Raw genomic sequence first — 19,892 nt, forward strand, 5'->3', positions numbered from 1 at the left:
GGGCACTCGGCCAAGCCGGGGGCATGGACCTGAGTTTCGCGGGGCAGATGATCGGGCAGTGACCGGGGCGTTCTTACCCGGCGCTCGGCTGCGCGCGGTTCGACGATCGCCGCGAGTTCCGCATCGCCCGTTTCGAGCTCCTCCAGCTGAAGTTCCAATTGATCGAGGAGCCCGGCCATTTTTTCGGAGCGGCGCCCGAACTGTTGGCGGCGGAGCTTGGCGACGAGGAGTTTCAGGTGGGCGATTTCGACGCGCTGGGCTTCAATCAGCGTCTTGAGGGCGGGAATCTCATCGGGAAGCACGTCGGGGTTGGTCATGCCCCGATTATACCCGCCCTCCGTCAGGCGGCGTGAGAAGGCGCGGTGCGGATCGGGCGGCGCCAGTCGATGCCTTCCAGCAGCATCGACAACTGGGCGGGGGTGAGGGATACCGTGCCGCCCGTCGCCTGCGGCCAGACGAAGCGGCCCCGCTCCAGCCGCTTGGCGAACAGGCAGAGCCCATCGCCGTCCCACCAGAGTAGTTTGATCCGGTCGCCGCGTCGCCCGCGAAAGGCAAAAATGTGTCCGGAGAAGGGCTCGGCTTGGAGCTGGGTCTGGACCAGGGCGGCCAAGCCATCGAAGCCGCGGCGCAGATCGGTCACCCCGGCAGCGATCCAGATGCGGGTGCCGGACGGAGGCGCGATCATGGGCCCTTGAGACTCGCGAGGACGGTGCGCAAGGTCGCCGCATCGACGGAACCTTTCACCTGAACCCGCGTACCCCCGAGTTCGATGGTGATGGTGCCCGGTGGAGCGGATACCGTAGCTTCACGCGCTGGCGCGGCCAATGCGGGCGTCATCGCCACCGGTAATAAGGTCGGCCCCGGCGGACCGGCCGGGGCGTTCCGGTCCTTAAGGTAGTGTCGGCGCCATTTGAACAGTTGATTGGCGTTGATCCGATGCGCCAGCGCAATCCCCGCGACCGAGGCGCCCGGCTGTAGGGTCCGCTCCACCAGTTCGCGCTTGAACTCAGGCGCAAACCGCCGCCGGCCCAAGGTATCCATCGCCACCACGCCCGTTGTGAAGTCAGCATCGTGAGTCATCAGTGCGTCCACCTCAAGAGTGCGCGGACACCCCATGCGTCCGCTCGCACCAGTGTCGCCTGAGCCTTTCAACCCGTCGAGACGGTCCTCGGCGGACGCTTACGTTTCACGCTGCCACAACGCCCAAATCCGGCCCTGGCAGGCGGGTTCGGGCCGCGCCGGTCGGCCGCCAGCGTGCTCGGACAGACCCAGCCGCTTCCGCGCCTCGGCATAGTCCACCGTGTCGAAGGCGAACAGCTCGTGCATCACGGTGTAGGACGCGCCCGCGAGGATCAGCTGATCTTTCAAGGCGTTCTCCTTTCGGCGCCGATCGAGAACGATGAACGCCGCATTGAGCGCCTCCGCGTCCACCGCGAGGGCGATGAGTTTCGTTTTCGCACAGGCGGCGAGCTCCACCAGGCTTTCCACCGGCAGACGCACGAGCCGGTCGAGCTGGTCCGGGCGAAATCCCAGCTCGATCGCCGCTTTTCGCCTGCCGCTGTGGGTCAGGCGGATCGCCTGCAACAGCACCTGGAGCGCAAAATCCCTCTGAACGTCGTGCGGAGTCATCGGTATCCCCCCTTTCGAGTCATCAAATCCTAAGGTCTCTCAATCCGTGGGTTCGAGTCGACGGTCGGCGCATGCCAGAGGTCGGTCTCCGGGAAGTGCCGACGCATACGCCGGCAACACCCGACGAGCTCGATCAGGGCGCCATAGGCCGCCTCCGGCAACCGCTCCGAGGACAGGAAGCGGAACGCCAGCTCCGGCACGGTGGGCGGTGCGCCGACCAGGGCGTGGAGCTCGGCCGCGCGGTCCTCGAGCAGGACCGGCTGGAGCGCGAGGCCGGGCGGCGCGAGCTGAAGCCGGTAGGGCGACACGGCGATTTCGGACAGGCCCAACAAGCACCACCAGGCGGCGCGGAGGACGGAATCGGCAGGCAAGGGGCCGGCCGGGAGGTCGATACAGAAGCCGAAACCCTCGTCGTTGTCGACGATCAGCACCTCGAGCCCGAGCGCGGCAGCGAAACGCCGGGCTTCCTCGCGGCACCGGGCACGGGCGGTGGCGAGCCGGATGGCGAGATCCTGTCCGGATCTCACGGGCGTATCGTTCCTGGGTGAACCGGGCGACGGCGCTTCGTGTTTTTCTGCCGGGGTCGTTGGCTGGTAGGGTAGGCTCGGTTCGAGGTCGGCCGAAGCGAGGCCAGCTTCCTCCCGTTCTAAAACCCCGTCCCCATCGGTCGATCCGTGCGGCACGGTGGGCGAGGGCGGTGGATCCGGAGTCGGATCCGTATCCGCTTGATGGCGGCCGTCGTAGAGGAGCGCCTCGACCGCCAGGTGGACCCGGTTGGCGGGCAAGCCACCGTAGCGGCTGAAGCGGGCGTCGAGATCCGCGCGCACGTCCTCCAGGTCGAGGAGTTCGCCGTCGTGTTGGGCGAGCGCCTCGGCGAAGAGGGCCTCGAACGGCGGCGCCCCGGCTAGCTGTTCGTGGTAGCGCCGATAGGCGCGGTGAAGGTCGCGGATCAGGTCGACGCGCCAGCCGCCCAGTCCCGCCGCGAACGCCTTCGGGATCAGGGGCTCCAAGACTTCGGCGGCGAACTCGTAGCGGATGAGCTGGCGCCGGGAGATCACGTAGCCGAGGCTGCCCAGGCGCCGCTGGAACTGGCTGCGGTTGAGCGTTTCGCCGGTCTCGGTCTCGATCTGGCGCTTCAGGTCCATCACGGCGTGGGCGAGGTCGATGAAGCTCAGTTCACCACGGGCCTCGTTCTCGACGATGTGCGCCCTAAGCACCTCGGATTCGGACTCCCAGGGCACGAACAGGCAAAACACGTCCCGATAGACGGGATCGCCCGTGTCCTGCCACAGGGTCCGGTGGATGTCGAGGCGGGTATTGCCGCCGGCCTTGACGATGAGGTGCTCATCGCCGGGCCGCCGGGTGACGGTCAGCGGATCGTCGGCGAGACCGGGTTTGGCCTTGATCGAGTGATAGATGTCCTCGTACTTGGGATTCGGCCGACGGCGCGGATTGCGGTCGTAAGGCCGGATGGCCGCGACCGGCAGGATCATCGGCGTGGGCGCGACCGGGTCGGCCGGCGGCAGGTGCCCGTCGCGATGGGGACCGAAGGACCCCTCCTGCAACAAGGCGCGGACATCGGGTGTGCGCTTGGCCATACGGTCTACTCCCCCGATGAGGTCGGCGACGTCTTCAGATGCGGAAACAGCTCCGCGACCAGGGCCTCGAGGGTGTCCAGGGCCGAGGGCGTGGCCCCGCGACGACGGTCGAACCGGTGCACCGGGGTGCGATAGGTGGCGGCCTCGCGATAGACGACCGAGGCGGGAATGGCGGTCTCGAGGATGGTGATGGCTCCCTTGCTCGGCAGATAGGCTTCACGCCGGAGTTCCTCGGCAATCCGCCGGGCATCGCGCGAGCGGTCCAGGCGGTAGAGGATGCCGCGCAAGGGACCGATGGGAGCGCCGAGGAACGCCATGGGCCGTAGCCGTTCCAGCATGGTGACGGTGCCGCGGACGAACTCGCGGGCCGAGAGGATTTCCGGCGGAATAGGGGAGAGGAGGATATCGGCGGCGGCGACCGCGGCGTCCTGGAGAGGACCGACCGCGCCTTGGGTATCGATCAGGATGATATCGTACTGGGCAAAGGGGGGACGGCCGAGGAGGTGCTTGAGACGCACCCGCCCGTCGACGGCGTCGCGGAGCTTGCCGTCCGGATCGTCGGAATAGACGAGATCGAGCCGCTCGAGGGTGGTCTGGCTGATCACGTCCGCGGTGGCCGCCTCGACCATCAGCCGGGTGAGACCGCCCGAGGCGCGGTGTCGGAGCGGAAAAAAGCTGGAGAGGGTGGGTTGGGGATCGGCGTCGACGAGGAGGGCGGTCTGGCCGAGATCGGCGAGATAGGCGCCGAGATTGGCGGTCAGCGTGGTCTTGTCGACGCCGCCCTTGGTGCTGGTGATACAGATGGCCATGGCGCCCTTCTCCGGCATGTTACCCGGGGATGGAGTCCCGGGGGACGATGATGAACCGAAGGAAGTGAAAACAGAGCGCCAGCGCCTAAAAGGCGTTGGAGCCGGTGATAGGATTTGAACCTACGACCCGCACATTACGAATGTGCTGCTCTACCGACTGAGCTACACCGGCGATGAGAGCTGCCCATTATAAGAAAATTTGATGCGCTTACACAAGGCATCGAAGTAACCATGTGCGCATTGGCGCCTCGTGAGCGACGGCGTTAGGATATGAGGAACCTTTTATTTGATCGGGAGGAATTATGAACAAGGAACAGTTCTTGACATTCGCTTCATCGCTCCTACTTATGTGTTCGACGGGACAGGGCACCGCGGCTTACGCGGCCAACGTTTCAAGTTCAACCGTGTCCAGTTCGGTCTCCTCCGTTTCGCTCGGAGGCTCCCACGCGCAGGCCGTGATTAGCGGTCAACAGGGGATCATCTCGATTAACGGCGATCGCGTGGAGGTCAAGGACGGCAGACTGACGTGGAACGGCGTGTCCTACGGCACCGTAGGGAAGAATTCGGTCGTGAAATACATCGCCAACGGCTCCGTCAAGAAGCTGTTCGTCGATGGAGTGGAAAGATCGGCCGATCCTTGAACGCAGCGCTTTAATCCCACTCGCCCGCCATTCTGAAGCGAAACTCGCCCACGCCCGCGTGTCCCAAACGGACTCGCCAGAAGGCATAATAAGCCTCGCGAGTTCGTGATCGAGTTGAACACATCGAGGGATTATGTCTGCCATTCATCACGCCCTGGTATTGAACCTGCATCAGCCGCCCGGCAATCTGGGCCATCTCCTTTCCGAGCAGCCCTGGGAGGCTCGGGAAATTCTTTATGCCTACGATCGGATTCCGAGATTCCTATGGGATTACGACGACATCGCGCGGGTCCATCTGTCGCTTTCCGGGACGCTCCTCGAAACCTTGTCGAATCCGGAGTTCCAGAGTCGCGTTTACGGCATCGTCGATTGCGGGTCGCTGATTTGGCACCTCCAGAACGAGCGGATCATCGACATCCTCGGTACGGGCTATTACCACCCGGTGTTGCCGCTCATCCCCGAGGCGGATCGCGACGAACATCTGGCACGCTGGCAGGCCATTGCCGGCCATCTGTTTTGGCGGAATTCGTTCCAAGGGTTTTGGCCTCCCGAGATGGGATTTTCCATGGAGCTGATTCCGCTGCTCAAGAAATTTGGCTATCGCTATGTAATCGTCGACAGCGAGCACGTGGAGCCGGTGACGCCTATGCAATGGCACGAACTCCGGTATCGGCCCCATATTGCTCGCCATAACGGGTCGGAAATCATCGTCATCGTACGCGACCGGGAGCTTTCGGACGCTCAGGAATCGGGCATGGACTACGTTTGGTTCGCGAAAGAACTGGCTCAGCGAACGCAATGCTGCGATTTCGAACCGCTGGTCACGACCTGCACGGACGGCGAGAACGGGGGTTGGTTCCGGAACACGACCAACGAGGTGAATTTTTGGGGTGCGTTTTACCGGGAATTGTTGGATGAAGCCCGCAAGAAAAGTTTAATTCAACCGGCTTTTATCAAGGATTATTTGGACCGGTTCGGCGCGTACGGTGAAGTTACGGTAAGAACCGGAGCCTGGAATACCGGTTGGCATCACGGACGGGATTTTCTGCAATGGACCGGTTCGCAAACGCAAAAAGATTCTCTGGCGCGATTGCAGGCCGTAAGCATGGCGGTACACCAAGCCCGAAATGCCGCTGTAGCCAAGGATTTGACAGAAGAGGAGCAGGCTGAACTGAACGAAGCCTTCTGGCGGCTATTGCGTGCCGAAACGAGCTGCAACTTCTATTGGGGCGAAGACTGGGTGCACCGCTGTCATAACGACCTGGATGAAGCCGAGGCTTGTTTGCAGCGCTACAGAGCACGCGCTTCCTAGCACTCGATAGCCCGGAACGGCTGCCTTCCCTTTGTCCAAGCCCAGTTGTAGGTCGGCAATCCCTTGCCGACAGAGCTCTAATGCGACCGTTTGCCATCGGAGAGACCGGACAGACCGCATTCGTCGGCAAGGGATTGCCGACCTACGGATTCAGGCGAGTAGGTCGGGAATCCTTCCCAATCGCAAACGGCGTCTTCGGGAGCGCCGAAGCCGCCCTTCCCGACGGTGCAGGTGGGCCAACGGGTTCGTCGGCAAGGGATTGCCGACCTATCAATTCAGCCCGGAAGCCGAAACGGGACTACTGCGATACCGTCGGCGCGCCGCTCGGTGGAAAGGTCCCCGCGTACGGGCCGAAGCCGCTGATTTCGGCCATTCGGCTTTCGATCCAATGTTCCGCTTGGTGGTTGATTTCGCTGGAGCTCAGCGTGGTCGCATCGATCGGCGGTCCGATGCGCACCTGGATAACACCGGGAAATTTGAGAAAAGCCCGCCGTGTCCAGTATTCGCCGGCATTGTGGGCGACGGGGACTACCGGACAGCCGACGCGATGAGCGAGTATTCCGCCGCTAGTCCCGTAGCGTCCTTTCTGTCCCGGCGCGACCCGGGTCCCTTCGGGGAAAATAACGACCCAGCGCCCGTCTTTCAGTCGTTTTTCGCCGTCCCTCAGGATCTGCTTCATGGCGGCGGATTTCGCCTGCCGGTTGATGGCGATCGGTTCCAAGGTAGCCATGGCCCAACCCCATACCGGGATGCGCAGCAATTCGCGCTTCAGAATGAACACCAGGGGCGGGAATATGGCTTGCAAAGCCAGAGTTTCCCAGGCGGATTGATGTTTGCAGAGTATGATGCCGCTTCGCTCCGGGATGTTCTCGAGCCCGCGCACCTCATACTTCAAGCCGCAAACGGTTTCCAACATCCATAAGTTGAACCGTACCCATAGGCCGGCGATGGCATAGCGGGTTTCGAACCGGAGCGGATAGGCCGTCAGCAGCACCGGCCCCAGCAGGAGGGTAGACAAGACCTGGCCGATGAAATAGAGAGTCGAACGCAAACAAACGCTAATCAGCGTTAAAAAGGATATATTGGGCCGCTGCATAGAGATTTGGAAAAATAGGAAGGTCGAGATCCGGATGGCGGGCCAAAGTCCGCATGCCTTTGCCCGTTTCAACCAGGATCGGTTGCGCCCCGGCCGCCTGTGCGGCCTGAACGTCCCGGAAGGAATCGCCCACCGCGGGTACGGACTTCAGATCAACCTGATACTTTTCGGCAAAGGCGCGGAACAAGCCCGGCTCGGGCTTCCGGCAGCCGCAGCCGTCTTCCGGGCCGTGCGGGCAGAAGAAAATCTCCTCGATCTGTCCTCCGGCAGACTCGACCGCATCGCGCATCTTTTGATGGATACCTTCCAGCGTAGCCAGATCGAACAATCCGCGCGCGATGCCGGATTGATTCGTCAGTATGACGACGCGAAAGCCGCCGCTGGTCAGAAGCGAGATCGCTTCGAGGCTGCCGGGAATGGGCACCCATTCGTCGGGCGACTTGATGTAGGCGTAGGAGTCCTCGTTGACGACGCCGTCGCGGTCCAGAATGACGAATTTCGACATGCCGCGGGACCGCTTATCCCTGAAGCTTCGAGATGTCGGCGATGTTGAGGAACAGTCCTTCGACGATCGCCAAGAGGCCCAGCCGGTTGCGGCGAAGTTCGGCATCGTCGGTCATCACCATGACGCTGTCGAAGAAGGCGTCCACCGTTTCCCGGAGCTGCGCCAGACGGCACAAGGCCGCCGTATAGTCCCTTTCGTGCAGCAGCGGAAGAATGTCTTCCTTGGCTTGCCGCGCGGCCTCCAACAGATGTTTCTCTTCCGTTTCCGTCAACACGTGGTCATCCACATTGGCGACGACTTCCTCTTCCGCCTTGCGCAGGATATTGCGTATCCGCTTGTTGGCCGCGGAAAGGCTCTCGGCCTCGGCCAGGCGGCGGAATTCGCGCACCGCTTTCAGACGTCGGTCGAAATCGGGCAAGCGGCCGGGCTTGACCGCCAGAACGGCCTCGAACTCGTCGTGGCGGACGCCGCGCTCCAGGCAGTATCCGCGGAGTCTTTCGAGGATGAAGTCGTAAACGTTCGCATGTACCGTTTCGGCGTCGAACGGGTGAGTAAATTGCGCCAGGGCTGAATCCAGGAGCTCAGGAAGATCCAGATCCAGCTCGGCTTCGAGCAGGATGCGGATGGTGCCCAAGGCGGCGCGGCGCAAAGCGTAGGGGTCTTTGTCGCCGGTCGGTATCAGGCCGGCGCTGAAGATGCCGGTCAAGGTGTCGATCTTTTCGGCCAGAGCCAGCATCAGGCCGGTGCCCGTTCGCGGCACGGGACCGCCCGACACCTTCGGCAGATATTGTTCCTCGATGGCGGCGGCGATCTCCTCCGGCTCACCCTCCGCCAGGGCATAGTAGCGGCCCATGGTGCCCTGCAGCTCGGGAAACTCGCCGACCATCAGGCTCAGCAGATCGGCTTTGGCAAGAAGAGCCGCGCGTTCGACCCAGGCGCTTTCCGTGTTCAGACGCTCGGCGATGATCACGGCCATGCTCTTGACCCGCTCGGTCTTGTCGAGCAGCGACCCCAGGGTTTTTTGGAAGGTGATCTGCGCCAGGTCGGGCACCCGGCTTTCGAGGGTTTGCTTGCGATCCTGGTTCCAGAAGAATTCGGCGTCGGACAGGCGAGGGCGCACGACCCTTTCGTTTCCGGCGCGTACGGTGTCCGGGGAGCGGCTGTCCAGATTGCTGAAGGTGATGAAGTAGGGCAACAGACCGCCTTCTTTATCCTTCACCGGAAAATACTTCTGATTCGCCTGCATGGTGGTGATCAGCACTTCCGGCGGAAGGGACAGGTAGCGGGCATCGAACCCGCCCAGAATTGGTACCGGCCATTCGACCAGGGATGCGACTTCGTCCAGCAGATCGGCCTCGATATGCGCGCAACCGTTGACCGTGACCGCGGTGGCTTCGGCCGACTCGCGGATCCTGGTCTTGCGGGTCTCGAAGTCGGCGATGACGAAACCTTGTTCGAGCAGCTTTTCGGCGTATTCGCCGGGCTCGTTCAGAACCAGGCCGTCGGGATGGTGGAAGCGGTGGCCGTAAGTCACGCGGCCCGCGGGTACGCTCAGGATTTCGGCCTCGATCACTTCGCTGCCGAACAGCAGCACGATCCAGTGTACCGGGCGCACGAATTCGGCGGTTCCGGCCCCCCAGCGCATGCGTTTCGCGATCGGCAGGGCGGCCAGCGACTGGCGCAGAATATCAGGGATCAAATCCTCGGTTCGGCCGCCCTTTACCTCCTGGCGGAACCCGATCCACGCGCCCTTATCGGTTTCGATGGTGGTGAGCTGTTCGAGCGTGGCGCCGCAGCTCTTCATGAAGCCTTCCAGAGCCTTGGAGGGCGAGCCGTCCGGCTGATAGGCGGCATTGAGCGCAGGGCCGCGCCTTTCGACGGTCTGGTCGGGCTGGGCGGTCGCCAGGCCTTTCACCCATAGCGCAAGCCGCCGCGGCGCCGCATAGGGCACGACGTCATGAAAGCTCAGCGCGGCTTTGGCGAGACCGCTCTCGACGTTGGCCTTCAGCGCCTGGCTCAACGCGAGCAGGGATTTGGGCGGCAACTCCTCGGTGCCCAGTTCGAACAGCAGATCGCGGGTCTCACTCATCGCCGACACTCCTCGAATTCAGCAGCGGAAAACCGAGTTTTTCGCGGCGCTGGTAATAGGCTTCCGCGACCGACTTGGCCAAGTCGCGGACACGGAGGATGTAGCGCTGGCGCTCGGTGACCGATATGGCGCGGCGCGCGTCCAGCAAATTGAAGGAGTGCGAGGCTTTCAACACCATTTCGTAGGCAGGTAGGGGTAAATCCTGCGCGATCAGTTTTTGACATTCGCGCTCGTAAGTATCGAAGCAGCCGAACAGGAATGCGGTGTCGGCATGCTCGAAATTGAAGGCCGACATTTCCACCTCGTTCTGGCGATAAACGTCGCCGTAGGTCACGGGTCCGTTGGGTCCGCGGGTCCAGACCAGATCGAACACGCTTTCGACCCCTTGCAGGTACATGGCGATGCGTTCCAATCCGTAGGTGATTTCGCCGCTGACCGGGCGGCAGTCCAGCCCCCCCACTTGCTGGAAATACGTGAACTGCGTGACCTCCATGCCGTTCAGCCAGACCTCCCAACCCAGGCCCCAGGCGCCCAGGGTCGGCGATTCCCAGTTGTCCTCGACGAAGCGAACGTCGTGTTCGAGCAGGTCGAAGCCGAGAAAGCGGAGGGACCCCAGATACAGCTCCTGGATATCGGGCGGATTCGGTTTGAGAATGACCTGAAACTGGTAATAATGCTGGAGCCGGTTGGGGTTCTCGCCGTAGCGGCCGTCGGTGGGCCGGCGGGAGGGTTGCACGTAGGCGGTGTTCCAGGGCTCCGGGCCTATGGCCCGAAGGAATGTCGCGGGGTGGAAAGTGCCTGCCCCTACCTCCATGTCCAGAGGCTGCATGATGACGCAGCCCTGTGCCGCCCAGTACTCCTGCAGCGCCAGGATCAGTCCCTGAAAAGTGGAAACGTCGCGTTTAGCTATGGTTTGACTGGCCACAACGGTTTCGGATGGTTGATCAAAGTCGTCGATTATATCCCGAAATGACGATAGCACCGATCATTGCGGTAACGGATTGTGCGGCCGGGATGTCGGCGACAAAATACCCCGTCTTGAGAATTCGCGAACTTAGTTTAGAGGGCCTATGAAAGTCATCGGTTTTAATCACGCCTCATTGATTGTCAGCGATTTGGATGCCTCGCGGCGGTTCTACGAGGGCGTTCTCGGATTGACGCCCAGCGACAAGCGTCCGCGTATGCCCTTCGACGGGGTTTGGTACGAGATCGGCGCGCAGCAGATCCATTTGCTTCAGGTACCGAATCCCGATGCAGCGGCAGAGCGTCCGGAACACGGCGGACTCGACCGCCACGTGGCTTTGAACGTCGCGGACCTGGCGGCGATCAAACGCGACCTCGAACAAGCAGGGGTGAGCTATAGCGTGAGTAAATCCGGCCGCCCGGCGCTGTTTTGCCGGGATCCGGACAACAATACCTTCGAGCTCATCGAACTACCGGTCTAGATTTCTTATCCCGAGCCGCCAAGAAGGGAGATCGATCTCTTCGGGCGGCTGTCGTTGTCGGGCGCAAGGGTTTGCGCCCAGCGCCCTCCGCCCGAAATAAGTCCGAAACGATCGAGTTACGAACGAAACAAATCTCCCATTTCGGGAAATCCTTCAGAAACGTTCCTCCCCTGAAATAGCGTCGCGTTGCGGGACGCGAGAGCCACCGATCAGCCCGCGACGAACTGACCATCAACCGGGCCGTGCCGAAACGCCGGCTCAAACCGAGGAGGAATTCCATGAACAAGTTCGTCCCGATTTTCGATCTCAGCAGCGTATTTTCGGTACCCGGCCGGGTGTCCGGGGAATATTGGCTGCGTTCAAACATGGCCCGCCTGAGCCGGCTCATGTCTTACGGAGTCGAATGCATGGCGCGTTTGGGACTGGTATTGCCCGCCGGTGCCGCCAGCGCGGTTTCGGTGGTTGCGCTGGCCGGGACCGGGCGGATTTCGACTGCGTTGGCCGCAGCCGTATTTCTGCTGGTCTACGCCAGCTATCTGATCGACCATCTGGCGGATGTCGACCGTTTCGATGATGAACAAGCTTCGAAACGCAGTCTGGCCTTGGGGCGTCGGAAACGATTCTTTTCAGTGCTCGGTGCCGCCGCGCTCGCGGCGGCCGTGACGATTACCGGAATAGCGAGCAGTCCGGCTGCGATGCTGTTGCTCGTCTCGTTCCCTATCGCGGTGATTCTTTACGGAACGCCATGGTTCGGCAGTCTCACCCGCGGACTCTTCCGCTATCGGCGGCTCAAGGACATTCCGGGGTTCAAGGCGTTTTACACGGCATTTTTTGGGGCTTGCTAATGGTCTACGCGGACCGTTTCGTCGGCGGAAATCAGCCGTCCCTGGTCCCGTTCTTTTTCGGTTACACGTTTTTGTCGTTCTTGTTGAATACCGTCTATTGCGATTTCAAGGATCTGGAGCGCGACCGCTTCGATGGCGTGGTCACGCTGCCGCTGATGCTCGGCATTCCGAATACCTTGCGGCTGCTCCACATCGTGAATGCCGCGGCTCTCGCTTGGCTGATCGCTTTCGTGGCCGCCGGTTGGATTCCGGTGTGGACGACCGGGTTGGCGCTGGTGCACGGATACGTATCGGCCATTCTTCGCCACGGTGCGAGGGTGATGGCGAGGGGCGGTCTCCCCGGCGATGCCGCCATCGATGCCGAATTCGCGCTATGGCTGCCCTGCGCCTTGCTCGGGTCCTGGATGACGGCGTTCCTCGGCTTGGCTTAAAGGAGGAAAATCATGAGTCCGACGGAACAGCTCGTCTACAACGTTTCCTCGATCGCCTGTCTGGGTTTGTGGGGCGTCGCTTATCTGCTCATCATCCGCCGCGCGTTCAAGGACCGCGCCTACGGCATGCCGTTGCTGCCGCTTTGCACCAATCTCTCCTACGAATTCATCTTCGCCTTTCTTCTGCCCGATGATCCGCCGCTGAACTACGCCAACGGCATCTGGTTTCTAATCGATCTGGTGATTGCTTACCAGTACTTGCGATTCGGCCGAAAGGAGTTTCCGTCCGCGTTGCCGCAACGGTGGTTCCTGCCGGCGTTCGGTCTGGCGCTGGTCACCGCATTCGCGGGCATCCTGGCCATCACTTTCGAATTTCAGGATTGGCACGGCAATTACACCGGATGGGGGGATCAGCTGCTGATCTCGGTTTCTTTTCCGTACCTGCTGGTGCGCAGGCAAAGCGTCAAAGGGCAGTCGGTCTATATCGCGTTGTCGCGAATGATCGGCAGCATCGCGCTGATTCCGGCCCAGTACGTACTGACGCCCGACTCTCTCTTCCTGGCCTACGTCTATATCGCCTTCATCGTTTTCGATCTCCTCTACATCGCCCTTTATCTGCGCCGATGCCGTTCGGACGGAATCAATCCGTGGCGGCGTCTTTGAGCATAGAAGCGCGAGCAGAGCCGTGGAGTCCAGGGCGATTCTCGGATTGATTCGCGGAATGCGGGAGCGGGTTTTAGAGCACTTTCCGGTTTGGCGCAGAAGTAGGTCGGCAATCCTTTGCCGACACGCGCGGTCGGCGGGGGCATTGTCGGCAAAGGATTGCCGACCTACGAATTTCCCGATTCTCACCGCAAAACCGCGGTAAAAAACGTTCTAAGTACGTTCAGGGAAGTCTTGCGGCATAGGCAACCTGCAGGACAACCCCGCCAATCAAGCCAATCAGTCGAGATTCCGCAAATATTTGCGGAATGTACTTAGCCCGTACCTATACTGAGGCCGTTTGCAATCAATCCTTGCGTGCGAATGGAAACGCTTTAGTCTCGCGACGGGCGTCCTTGAGTACGTTGACTGAGCCTGTGGGAAATCGCCGATTTCCAATTCGCCGGGGCTTCGGCGGTTACCCTGACGGGCGAAACAATTGAAACAAATCTCCGCTCCGCCGGAAATATTCGAGATACACGGCTCATTGAAACTGGTTCCCGACCTCGGCGCCTTCGCCGGGGAATTCGACAATCGAAGAGGAGAACCAACCATGAAACCAATCAAATCGCCCTTGCGAGCTATCTGGCGGGCGCTGGTCGCCGCAGTGCTCTGCTCGGGGCAAGCTGTGCTTGCCGACAGTCCCAATAAGCCGAGCCCGGTGGACCAACCGCCGGCCATCAAACTACCGGCGGTCGCGGACCATCCCGAAGTGATCCGGGCCTTGCACTGGAACGTCTGGATGTATCCCGACATCGTCCATCCCGACGCGGCAGGTCTGGACAACGATCACCGGGTACCCCACATCGTCGGGCGCCTGAACAAGCAGAAATACGACATCGTATCGATCAACGAGCTGTTTTCCGGATCGCCGGACCAGAAAGGCCAGTACGACGAGTTCATTTACCTCATGACCGGCATCGATACCGGGGTCTCGGATATCGGCAACACCGATATTTCCTATTCGTACCTGCCCCATGGAGCGCCGCCGGCCCAGTATCCTTACTACGTCTGGTCGCCCGGATTCCATATGACCACCGTCGGCGACGCCGGCCTGGGCCTGTTCACCCAGTTCCCGCCGCTGCCCCGCAACGATCTCGAACCCGCCTTCATGGCGCTGCCCGGACAACCCTACCCTCAAGGGATCAGTGTGGACTATTACTGCCTGAATTCGGAGGGCGCGGAAAAACTTGCAAGCTTTCAATTCCTTGCGGGCGGGCCGGCGAGCCCCTTTCCGTGGGTGAAAAGCAAACCTTGGTACAAAACCAATATGAACCAGGCTCCCGGCTGCGCGGCGGCCTATACCTGGTACACGGAAGCGGAGGGAGCGGATGCGGGTGCGGTCAAGGGCATCCTCTGGACTCGAGTGGAGAACGCCAAGACCGGCCGTCCCTTGAACATTTTCGTGACCCATACCCAGGCCGATTATCCGGAGGCCAATCCGCCGGAGGAGTATTCCGCGGTCCGCGCCACCCAGTTGCAGCATCTGCGCAACTTCATCGACTCCATGGCTTCCGCGGATGAGGACGTCATGGTGATGGGCGATCTCAACGTTCTGGGCGACGGCAAGAAGTTCATCGGCGTCAACCCGTCGCAGAACCAGTACGAGTACAAGGATTGGATCAGCGACATCTTCGTGGCCCTGGACGGCTTCGAGGACGTTTATCGCGCCCAGATGAAAACCACCGACAACGACGGCGGATTCACCCGGCACCCCATCTGGAACAGCCACGACGCGGCGGACCCGTATCCCCAGCGGCTGGATTACATTCTGTCCCGCTGGAAAAGCGACTGGGACCGGAACGGCTACTGCATGCAGCATGCCCGCGCGCGCCGCGATTTCAACCTCTATTTGGGAGGACCCAATCCGGCCACCGATGCTTCGGACCACTTCCCGGTGGAAATGGCGGTCAGCTTCGACTCCGGCTATTGCGCCCCGCGCAAGGCGCTGGATGCGGGGAACTCGGCCAATCTCAACACCACCAGAGTGCTGACCTTCGACAATCCGGGCGCGGTGCAATGGATACGCGTGCCGGCGGACACCGATCTGGCCATCACCGCCGAAAAACTGACCCATGTGGACGGCAGCAAGTATGAGCTGGATGTCACGGCCTTCCTGTCCACCGATCTGTCGATGCCGGTGGAAACCTTCAACAAGCGGTACCGGCTGGGCTTCGGCAAGCGCGATTTGAAAAAGTCCGTCAAGGTCTCGTTCCCGGTTCCGGCCTATTTGCGGATCACGCCGGCGAGTTACGGCGCCATCGGCACGGCCGAAATCATGATCACCAGGATGGACGGCCTCACGCCGGACACGGCGCTCCTGATCGGCGCGGGCGGCTTCCTGGACGTGGACAAATCCCATGCGCGCTATGGCGAGAACTGGTCCAAGTCCTGGTCCGAACCGACCGACATGCCCGGCACCAGCCTGAACGGGACCCCCGGCCAGAAGGTCAAGTGGTTCGAGTTCAACAATCAGCCCGGCGAGGACGGCAAGGGCAGTTGCTTCACCCTGCGCATCCTCCAGGGCGGGGTTCAGCCGCCGGCGGCATCCGGCAACAGTTCCTTCCGCATCCGCGTACAGCAGGGCAATACGGTATACCAGAACTGGGGAAATTATGTGCCGACCAACGCCGGCAGCAGTTCCAAGCCCTTCCAGGCGGTGTTCGATTGCAGTAACAATCCCGGCCTGGCCGTACCCACCGGAGCGGAAATCAAGCTGGGAATCGAGCGCTCGGACAACGCCAACAACGAAACCCTCCGCCTGGCCCTGACCCCGGACGTGCGCTCCTACCGCTTCATCAAGGTGGGGATCGCCCAGCAGGGCGACTGGGGCGCCACTTCGGGCGGCGACGAAGTGGTCGGTAGGTTCTACCTGGACGACATCGTCGCCTGGAACGTCAAGACCACCGACCGCCACACCGACGTTTCCCGCTGGAATCTCCATTTCCCGATATGGGGCCAAGGTTCCACCGGCCTGGTCGACAAGGCGTATTTCCGCACGCACATCGGCTGGGAACTGGGCGAGGAGTCCTGCGATTGCGACGCCGACACCTGGAACCCGAACGAGATCGAATGGTTCAGGGTTTACCAGAACGGCAATCACTTCGGCCGTTCACTGGACTTCCACTCGGTACCCTGGGGCGTCCAGGTGAAATCCGGCAATACCAAGGTGGAAACCCTGGAGTTCAAGCGTCTCTCGGCGTCCAAGGCCTATCGGACCGGATTCTGGGATCCGGACGGCCCGGATGAAGGCGAATACTATCTCAACGTGGAGCTGGGCATGCCGAACGGCTTGCCGGCGGTACCGAACGAGTAATCCATCCCTCACGAACCCCTCGGGGCGGCCGTCGGCCGCCCTCTTTTTTGAGCGAGCCTCCGATTTGCGTGATTTGCTGGTTCTCGGCGGTGTTCCCGGCCGAAACAATTGAAATAATTCTCCCGGCTTCCGGAAATTCTTCAGAAACAAACCCGCCTCATAGTGTTTCCCGAGCCCCCGGCATGGGGGCAAGTCATACACGTTATCAACCAACACGGGAGGCAGAACCATGAACAAAAGAACCTTCATCGTCGCCGCACTAGCCGCGGCCGTTTCCGGACAGGCGCAGGCGCTCGATCTGCGCGACTGGGGCAAGAAATACAACTCCGCATCCCAGCGCTTCGCGGTGCTGTCCGAGTTCAACAATGCGGCCGTGCTGGACAAGGAGACCCAACTGGTCTGGTTCAGGACCTGGCCGAACACCACGACCGAATGGAACTCCGCCCGCGACTCCTGCGCCAACAGCAGCGTCGGGGGACGCAAGGGCTGGCGGTTGCCTTATCTGCACGAACTGATGAGCCTGATCGATCCCAACGTCGTTCCGGCGGCGAACGGCGACACCAAGCTGCCGCAGGGACATCCGTTCGCGAATTCGGCGCCGCAAAACGGACTGGGCTATGTGGCCTACTGGACCGAGACCTGGGACAAGATTTCCGTGCTCAATGCCACCGGCGCGGCGTACGCCCAAGTCTGGCGGGTCGATCTGGAAACCGGCGACACGAGCAAAGGCTCGCCGTATTCCGACTACCGCTTCGTCTGCGTGCGCAGCGGCGCGCCCCTGGCGGAATACTGAGCGGTCGGCGCGGGCGGTTCGAGCCCGTGCTCACTCGCGGGCCAGCCCTTCGGCATCCGCCCCGTGCGGGAAGTACTGGCCCGATTATCACAGATCGTGCCACTGCGGGTGGAACTGCCCGTCGAATGTTCTGCCAGCCTTGTCTCGTTGAAATTCTGCGGACTTCCGCTGGCGGAATTCATCGCCCGGCCGCTGGAGGACCGGCCCTATGCCTGGATCGTCGATCCCGAAGGCGAGCATTGCCTCATTCTCCCCGCCACCCGCCGCAACCATGGCCCAATGGAGAAAGCTCCCCATCACCCGCAAACCGCAATCTCGAGTCACCCATGAAACATCGGGCAAAAGTATTCTCGTCTCACGTCGACAAGCGGCCGGAGACCCTCTTCTCTGCCGAGATGTCGCGAGTCTTTCTCCGCGCCAGCGTCGCCTATTCGTCGGCTCAGGCACGGGGAGGGAACGGCTCCGTCCTTCCCTTTTCGATATGGGTGAAAAGGCTGGAAGGACGGTGATGCGCCGAAAGGCCTATAAGCATCACTACGGCCACGCCGGGGGCGACCGCCGCTTGCAGGAGATTGCCCCCGGCCAAGTCCCGGCGCGCCGGGGCGGCGAGGAATTCGCTGTTCCATTGCCGGAAACCGACCCGGAGGGGGCTCCGGAAGTCGCCGAGCAGTCGCGCAACCGGGTTGCTGGCTCGACCTTGCCCCATGCGGCCTTCCGAACCGCACTCATCGCCGCTGTCAGCTCCGCTCCGTGTCGTTTGTCCTGAACGGCGCGGAACCTGCCGTAACTCGCCAGTCGCTAGAGCGTTTTCATCGCGCTCGTACGGCAAAACCAGCTTGGCGGACGTCGTTGGCGCCTTCGGCTCGGGTGAATGGATTCAAGCATTCGTAGGTCGGCAATCCTTTGCCGACGAAGCCGCTCGGCCGGGACGTGGCGTCGGGAAAGGATTCCCGACCTACTCGCGAGTGCCTGTACAGTAGATATGAAAATGCTCTAGCTACAACCCAGCCCGTCCGTTACAAATGAAACAAAAAAGACAGATTCGGAAATCAGTCAGAAACACTCTTCCTTCGTAATAAGCACCCATCCGCCGATGCAGAGGCGGATGGACATTCAAGCGTTAAACAAACTTTTGCGGAGGAGACATCCATGAAACTCACATTCAAGACCCTCGTTATGGCTTCCGCCCTGGCGGTCAACCTCGCGGCTTCGGGCAGCACGTACGCTTTCAGCCCGTCCGAGCTGGGAGACCGGCCCTGGGAACTCAATTTCGCCGTGGTCGACGTGCTCGCCGGAGCGCAGTCGGCGCGCTTGAACCTGGTGAACGTCACGGACAGGCCGGTTCAGTACCATGTCGTCGCCGTTTTACAAGATCCCGAAACCGGCCTCCCGCGTCGCCTCTTCGAAACCGACGGAACCGGCTTCCTGGAACCGGGCCAGAGCAAAAAGCAGGACTTCCACTTCCGACCCGGCATGACGCTGGACCGGCGCCAGGTGCGGATCGTGGTTTACACCGGCAATCCGGATGTGGCGAATGAAATAGGCGGGGCAAGCCCGGCGATAGCCGCCTCGATGACCCTGATCGACAGCTCGACCGGCAAGACGAGCGGCGTCTTCCTTCCCGCGGTCCAGCGCACACTGGTCGCTCCCTGAGGAACAAACCGGCATGGACGGCATCGGCTTCGTCGGCAAGGGATTGCCGACCTACTACCTATCCGATCCGCACCGCTAAAACCGCGGTTAAAAATACTTTAACGAGACGCGGATCCCGGTATTCGTCGCATCCACGGCAAAAGATTTCCATTGGAGCTCGTATCATGAACTACGGCAAATGTACCGAATCAGTCAGCTTATTCATCCGCCGGTTATCAGCCCCGGCTCTTCTAAGCGGCGCGATGCTGATTCCAGCGCCGGCGCAGGCTTTGATCATCGACAACTTCGAGCAGGGCGGCTTCAATCTCGTCGCCGACCAAAACAATAATCCCATCAGCATCGAAACTGGTTTGCCCACGTCCGATGTGCTCGGCGGCGTGCGCTGGGCCCAGGTGGTGCAGAACGGCGGGATCGGTACGGTCGGCATTACCCTCGATACCGGCAGTCCCGGCGATGACGGCGCGTATATCGACACGGTGGCGACACCCGACGCCAATCCCGGCGTGAGCGGCTATCTGCAGTTGACCTATGGCGGCGGGGTGGCCCTGCATGAGGACCTTACTGCCGACGGCGGAAGCTCGTTCCTGGTCACCGTGGGTGCCGTGACTCAATCCACAAACCTGGGCATCGCCTTGTATTCGCAGATCGGCTCGTCGATATTCGCCCAGTTCCTCAATCGAACGATAGCGGCCGCCGGCACGTACGATTTCGCCTTTTCCGATTTCAGCGCCGTTCCGGATGCCTTCAAGGACGTCGTGCGCCTGGATTTGTTCATCGGCAATTCGCTCGTGACGGACAAGGCCTTATATTCTCTCCTCGACTTCAGAACCAATGGCGGAGCCATCGAGACGACGGTTCCCGAGCCCGGCGTTCTGCCGCTTGTCGCGCTCGGCGCCGTGGGGATGGTGCTGAACCGGCGTCGCCGAGCCGCGGCTAGTGCATTTTCCGATTCAGTGTAGCGGAGCCAAGGCGTAGGTCGGCAATCCTTTGCCGACACACGACATCGGCAAGGGGCTTCGTCGGAAGGG

At 61.5% G+C, this 19,892-nt stretch carries 22 protein-coding genes and 1 tRNA gene; 12 read left to right on the forward strand and 11 right to left on the reverse strand.

Annotation, left to right across the window (positions count from 1 at the left end):
- The 7 genes from B2A78_RS24695 to B2A78_RS24725 all read right to left on the reverse strand — a co-directional run.
- On the reverse strand, positions 1–317 hold a 317-nt coding region (locus tag B2A78_RS24695), incomplete at its 3' end, for a transposase (protein WP_205780899.1).
- Between the two features lie 23 nt (positions 318–340).
- Entirely contained in the window at positions 341–685 is a 345-nt protein-coding gene (gene tnpB / locus B2A78_RS24700; RefSeq protein ID WP_077732713.1) for an IS66 family insertion sequence element accessory protein TnpB, read from the reverse strand.
- A complete protein-coding gene (locus tag B2A78_RS24705; protein ID WP_077732813.1) occupies positions 682–1,080 on the reverse strand; it encodes a transposase in 399 nt (132 codons plus the stop codon). Before B2A78_RS24705 ends, tnpB begins: the two co-directional genes overlap by 4 nt.
- A 99-nt stretch (positions 1,081–1,179) precedes the next feature.
- Positions 1,180–1,629, reverse strand: a complete 450-nt coding sequence (locus B2A78_RS24710; RefSeq protein WP_077732715.1) for an STY4526/YPO1902 family pathogenicity island replication protein — start codon at positions 1,627–1,629, stop codon at positions 1,180–1,182.
- Positions 1,630–1,658: 29 nt separating this feature from the next.
- Positions 1,659–3,227 carry a ParB family protein gene (locus tag B2A78_RS24715; protein WP_077732716.1) on the reverse strand — a complete coding sequence of 523 codons (1,569 nt, stop codon included), beginning with the start codon at positions 3,225–3,227 and terminating at the stop codon, positions 1,659–1,661.
- A 5-nt stretch (positions 3,228–3,232) separates the two neighbouring features.
- The gene (locus tag B2A78_RS24720; protein ID WP_077732717.1) at positions 3,233–4,036 is read right to left on the reverse strand and encodes a ParA family protein; all 804 of its coding nucleotides are present in this window, start codon (positions 4,034–4,036) and stop codon (positions 3,233–3,235) included.
- Between the two features lie 96 nt (positions 4,037–4,132).
- Positions 4,133–4,208: transfer RNA gene (locus tag B2A78_RS24725), tRNA-Thr, on the reverse strand.
- A gap of 283 nt (positions 4,209–4,491) precedes the next feature.
- Between B2A78_RS24725 and B2A78_RS25910 the strand changes: the two genes are divergently transcribed.
- Positions 4,492–4,677, forward strand: coding sequence for a hypothetical protein (locus B2A78_RS25910; protein ID WP_139840956.1), 186 nt, complete (start codon positions 4,492–4,494; stop codon positions 4,675–4,677).
- A 133-nt stretch (positions 4,678–4,810) separates the two neighbouring features.
- Positions 4,811–5,989 carry a glycoside hydrolase family 57 gene (locus B2A78_RS24735; protein ID WP_077732719.1) on the forward strand — a complete coding sequence of 393 codons (1,179 nt, stop codon included), beginning with the start codon at positions 4,811–4,813 and terminating at the stop codon, positions 5,987–5,989.
- A gap of 298 nt (positions 5,990–6,287) precedes the next feature.
- On the opposite strand, the gene B2A78_RS24740 is transcribed toward B2A78_RS24735, so the two are convergent.
- From B2A78_RS24740 to glyQ, 4 genes are read right to left on the reverse strand one after another with little or no spacing between them, the layout of a single operon-like run.
- A complete protein-coding gene (locus B2A78_RS24740; protein ID WP_240502674.1) occupies positions 6,288–7,040 on the reverse strand; it encodes a lysophospholipid acyltransferase family protein in 753 nt (250 codons plus the stop codon).
- 7 nt (positions 7,041–7,047) lie between these two features.
- On the reverse strand, positions 7,048–7,590 hold the full coding sequence (gene gmhB / locus B2A78_RS24745; protein ID WP_077732721.1) for a D-glycero-beta-D-manno-heptose 1,7-bisphosphate 7-phosphatase: 543 nt from the start codon (positions 7,588–7,590) through the stop codon (positions 7,048–7,050).
- Positions 7,591–7,603: 13 nt separating this feature from the next.
- Positions 7,604–9,679: a glycine--tRNA ligase subunit beta gene (gene glyS, locus B2A78_RS24750; protein ID WP_077732722.1), complete on the reverse strand. Its 2,076-nt coding sequence runs from the start codon at positions 9,677–9,679 to the stop codon at positions 7,604–7,606.
- A complete protein-coding gene (glyQ, locus tag B2A78_RS24755; RefSeq protein WP_240502675.1) occupies positions 9,672–10,604 on the reverse strand; it encodes a glycine--tRNA ligase subunit alpha in 933 nt (310 codons plus the stop codon). Before glyQ ends, glyS begins: the two co-directional genes overlap by 8 nt.
- Before the next feature lie 145 nt (positions 10,605–10,749).
- Between glyQ and B2A78_RS24760 the strand changes: the two genes are divergently transcribed.
- The 10 genes from B2A78_RS24760 (at position 10,750) to B2A78_RS24800 (ending at position 19,823) form a co-directional block, all read left to right on the forward strand.
- The gene (locus tag B2A78_RS24760) at positions 10,750–11,124 is read left to right on the forward strand and encodes a VOC family protein (protein WP_077732723.1); all 375 of its coding nucleotides are present in this window, start codon (positions 10,750–10,752) and stop codon (positions 11,122–11,124) included.
- 278 nt (positions 11,125–11,402) lie between these two features.
- Positions 11,403–11,969, forward strand: a complete 567-nt coding sequence (locus tag B2A78_RS24765; protein WP_077732724.1) for a hypothetical protein — start codon at positions 11,403–11,405, stop codon at positions 11,967–11,969.
- Positions 11,969–12,400, forward strand: coding sequence for a hypothetical protein (locus tag B2A78_RS24770; protein WP_077732725.1), 432 nt, complete (start codon positions 11,969–11,971; stop codon positions 12,398–12,400). The genes B2A78_RS24765 and B2A78_RS24770 overlap by 1 nt, the downstream gene beginning before the upstream one ends.
- Positions 12,401–12,412: 12 nt before the next feature.
- Positions 12,413–13,063, forward strand: a complete 651-nt coding sequence (locus tag B2A78_RS24775; protein ID WP_077732726.1) for a hypothetical protein — start codon at positions 12,413–12,415, stop codon at positions 13,061–13,063.
- A gap of 592 nt (positions 13,064–13,655) precedes the next feature.
- Complete coding sequence (locus tag B2A78_RS24780; protein ID WP_143735311.1) at positions 13,656–16,418, forward strand: endonuclease/exonuclease/phosphatase family protein; 2,763 nt, start codon at positions 13,656–13,658, stop codon at positions 16,416–16,418.
- Between the two features lie 229 nt (positions 16,419–16,647).
- On the forward strand, positions 16,648–17,211 hold the full coding sequence (locus B2A78_RS24785; protein WP_077732728.1) for a DUF1566 domain-containing protein: 564 nt from the start codon (positions 16,648–16,650) through the stop codon (positions 17,209–17,211).
- Positions 17,212–17,274: 63 nt separating this feature from the next.
- Positions 17,275–17,541 (forward strand): hypothetical protein, encoded by a 267-nt coding sequence (locus B2A78_RS26800; RefSeq protein WP_240502676.1) that lies wholly within the window; start codon positions 17,275–17,277, stop codon positions 17,539–17,541.
- A gap of 178 nt (positions 17,542–17,719) precedes the next feature.
- Positions 17,720–17,977 (forward strand): diguanylate cyclase, encoded by a 258-nt coding sequence (locus tag B2A78_RS26805; RefSeq protein ID WP_240502677.1) that lies wholly within the window; start codon positions 17,720–17,722, stop codon positions 17,975–17,977.
- 383 nt (positions 17,978–18,360) lie between these two features.
- Positions 18,361–18,864 carry a hypothetical protein gene (locus tag B2A78_RS24795; protein ID WP_077732730.1) on the forward strand — a complete coding sequence of 168 codons (504 nt, stop codon included), beginning with the start codon at positions 18,361–18,363 and terminating at the stop codon, positions 18,862–18,864.
- 164 nt (positions 18,865–19,028) lie between these two features.
- Positions 19,029–19,823 (forward strand): PEP-CTERM sorting domain-containing protein, encoded by a 795-nt coding sequence (locus B2A78_RS24800; protein ID WP_077732731.1) that lies wholly within the window; start codon positions 19,029–19,031, stop codon positions 19,821–19,823.
- The last annotated feature ends 69 nt before the right edge of the window (positions 19,824–19,892 follow it).

Source organism: Methylocaldum sp. 14B, assembly GCF_002005105.1.
Lineage (GTDB): Bacteria > Pseudomonadota > Gammaproteobacteria > Methylococcales > Methylococcaceae > Methylocaldum.

Excerpts from the sequence above, each read along its gene's own strand:
- tnpB (WP_077732713.1), bottom strand. The coding sequence starts at position 685 with ATGATCGCGCCTCCGTCCGGCACCCGCATCTGGATCGCTGCCGGGGTG.
- B2A78_RS24705 (WP_077732813.1), bottom strand. The coding sequence starts at position 1,080 with ATGACTCACGATGCTGACTTCACAACGGGCGTGGTGGCGATGGATACC.
- B2A78_RS24710 (WP_077732715.1), bottom strand. The coding sequence starts at position 1,629 with ATGACTCCGCACGACGTTCAGAGGGATTTTGCGCTCCAGGTGCTGTTG.
- B2A78_RS24715 (WP_077732716.1), bottom strand. The coding sequence starts at position 3,227 with ATGGCCAAGCGCACACCCGATGTCCGCGCCTTGTTGCAGGAGGGGTCC.
- B2A78_RS24720 (WP_077732717.1), bottom strand. The coding sequence starts at position 4,036 with ATGGCCATCTGTATCACCAGCACCAAGGGCGGCGTCGACAAGACCACG.
- B2A78_RS24735 (WP_077732719.1), top strand. The coding sequence starts at position 4,811 with ATGTCTGCCATTCATCACGCCCTGGTATTGAACCTGCATCAGCCGCCC.
- gmhB (WP_077732721.1), bottom strand. The coding sequence starts at position 7,590 with ATGTCGAAATTCGTCATTCTGGACCGCGACGGCGTCGTCAACGAGGAC.
- glyS (WP_077732722.1), bottom strand. The coding sequence starts at position 9,679 with ATGAGTGAGACCCGCGATCTGCTGTTCGAACTGGGCACCGAGGAGTTG.
- B2A78_RS24760 (WP_077732723.1), top strand. The coding sequence starts at position 10,750 with ATGAAAGTCATCGGTTTTAATCACGCCTCATTGATTGTCAGCGATTTG.
- B2A78_RS24765 (WP_077732724.1), top strand. The coding sequence starts at position 11,403 with ATGAACAAGTTCGTCCCGATTTTCGATCTCAGCAGCGTATTTTCGGTA.
- B2A78_RS24770 (WP_077732725.1), top strand. The coding sequence starts at position 11,969 with ATGGTCTACGCGGACCGTTTCGTCGGCGGAAATCAGCCGTCCCTGGTC.
- B2A78_RS24775 (WP_077732726.1), top strand. The coding sequence starts at position 12,413 with ATGAGTCCGACGGAACAGCTCGTCTACAACGTTTCCTCGATCGCCTGT.
- B2A78_RS24780 (WP_143735311.1), top strand. The coding sequence starts at position 13,656 with ATGAAACCAATCAAATCGCCCTTGCGAGCTATCTGGCGGGCGCTGGTC.
- B2A78_RS24785 (WP_077732728.1), top strand. The coding sequence starts at position 16,648 with ATGAACAAAAGAACCTTCATCGTCGCCGCACTAGCCGCGGCCGTTTCC.
- B2A78_RS26805 (WP_240502677.1), top strand. The coding sequence starts at position 17,720 with ATGCGCCGAAAGGCCTATAAGCATCACTACGGCCACGCCGGGGGCGAC.
- B2A78_RS24795 (WP_077732730.1), top strand. The coding sequence starts at position 18,361 with ATGAAACTCACATTCAAGACCCTCGTTATGGCTTCCGCCCTGGCGGTC.
- B2A78_RS24800 (WP_077732731.1), top strand. The coding sequence starts at position 19,029 with ATGAACTACGGCAAATGTACCGAATCAGTCAGCTTATTCATCCGCCGG.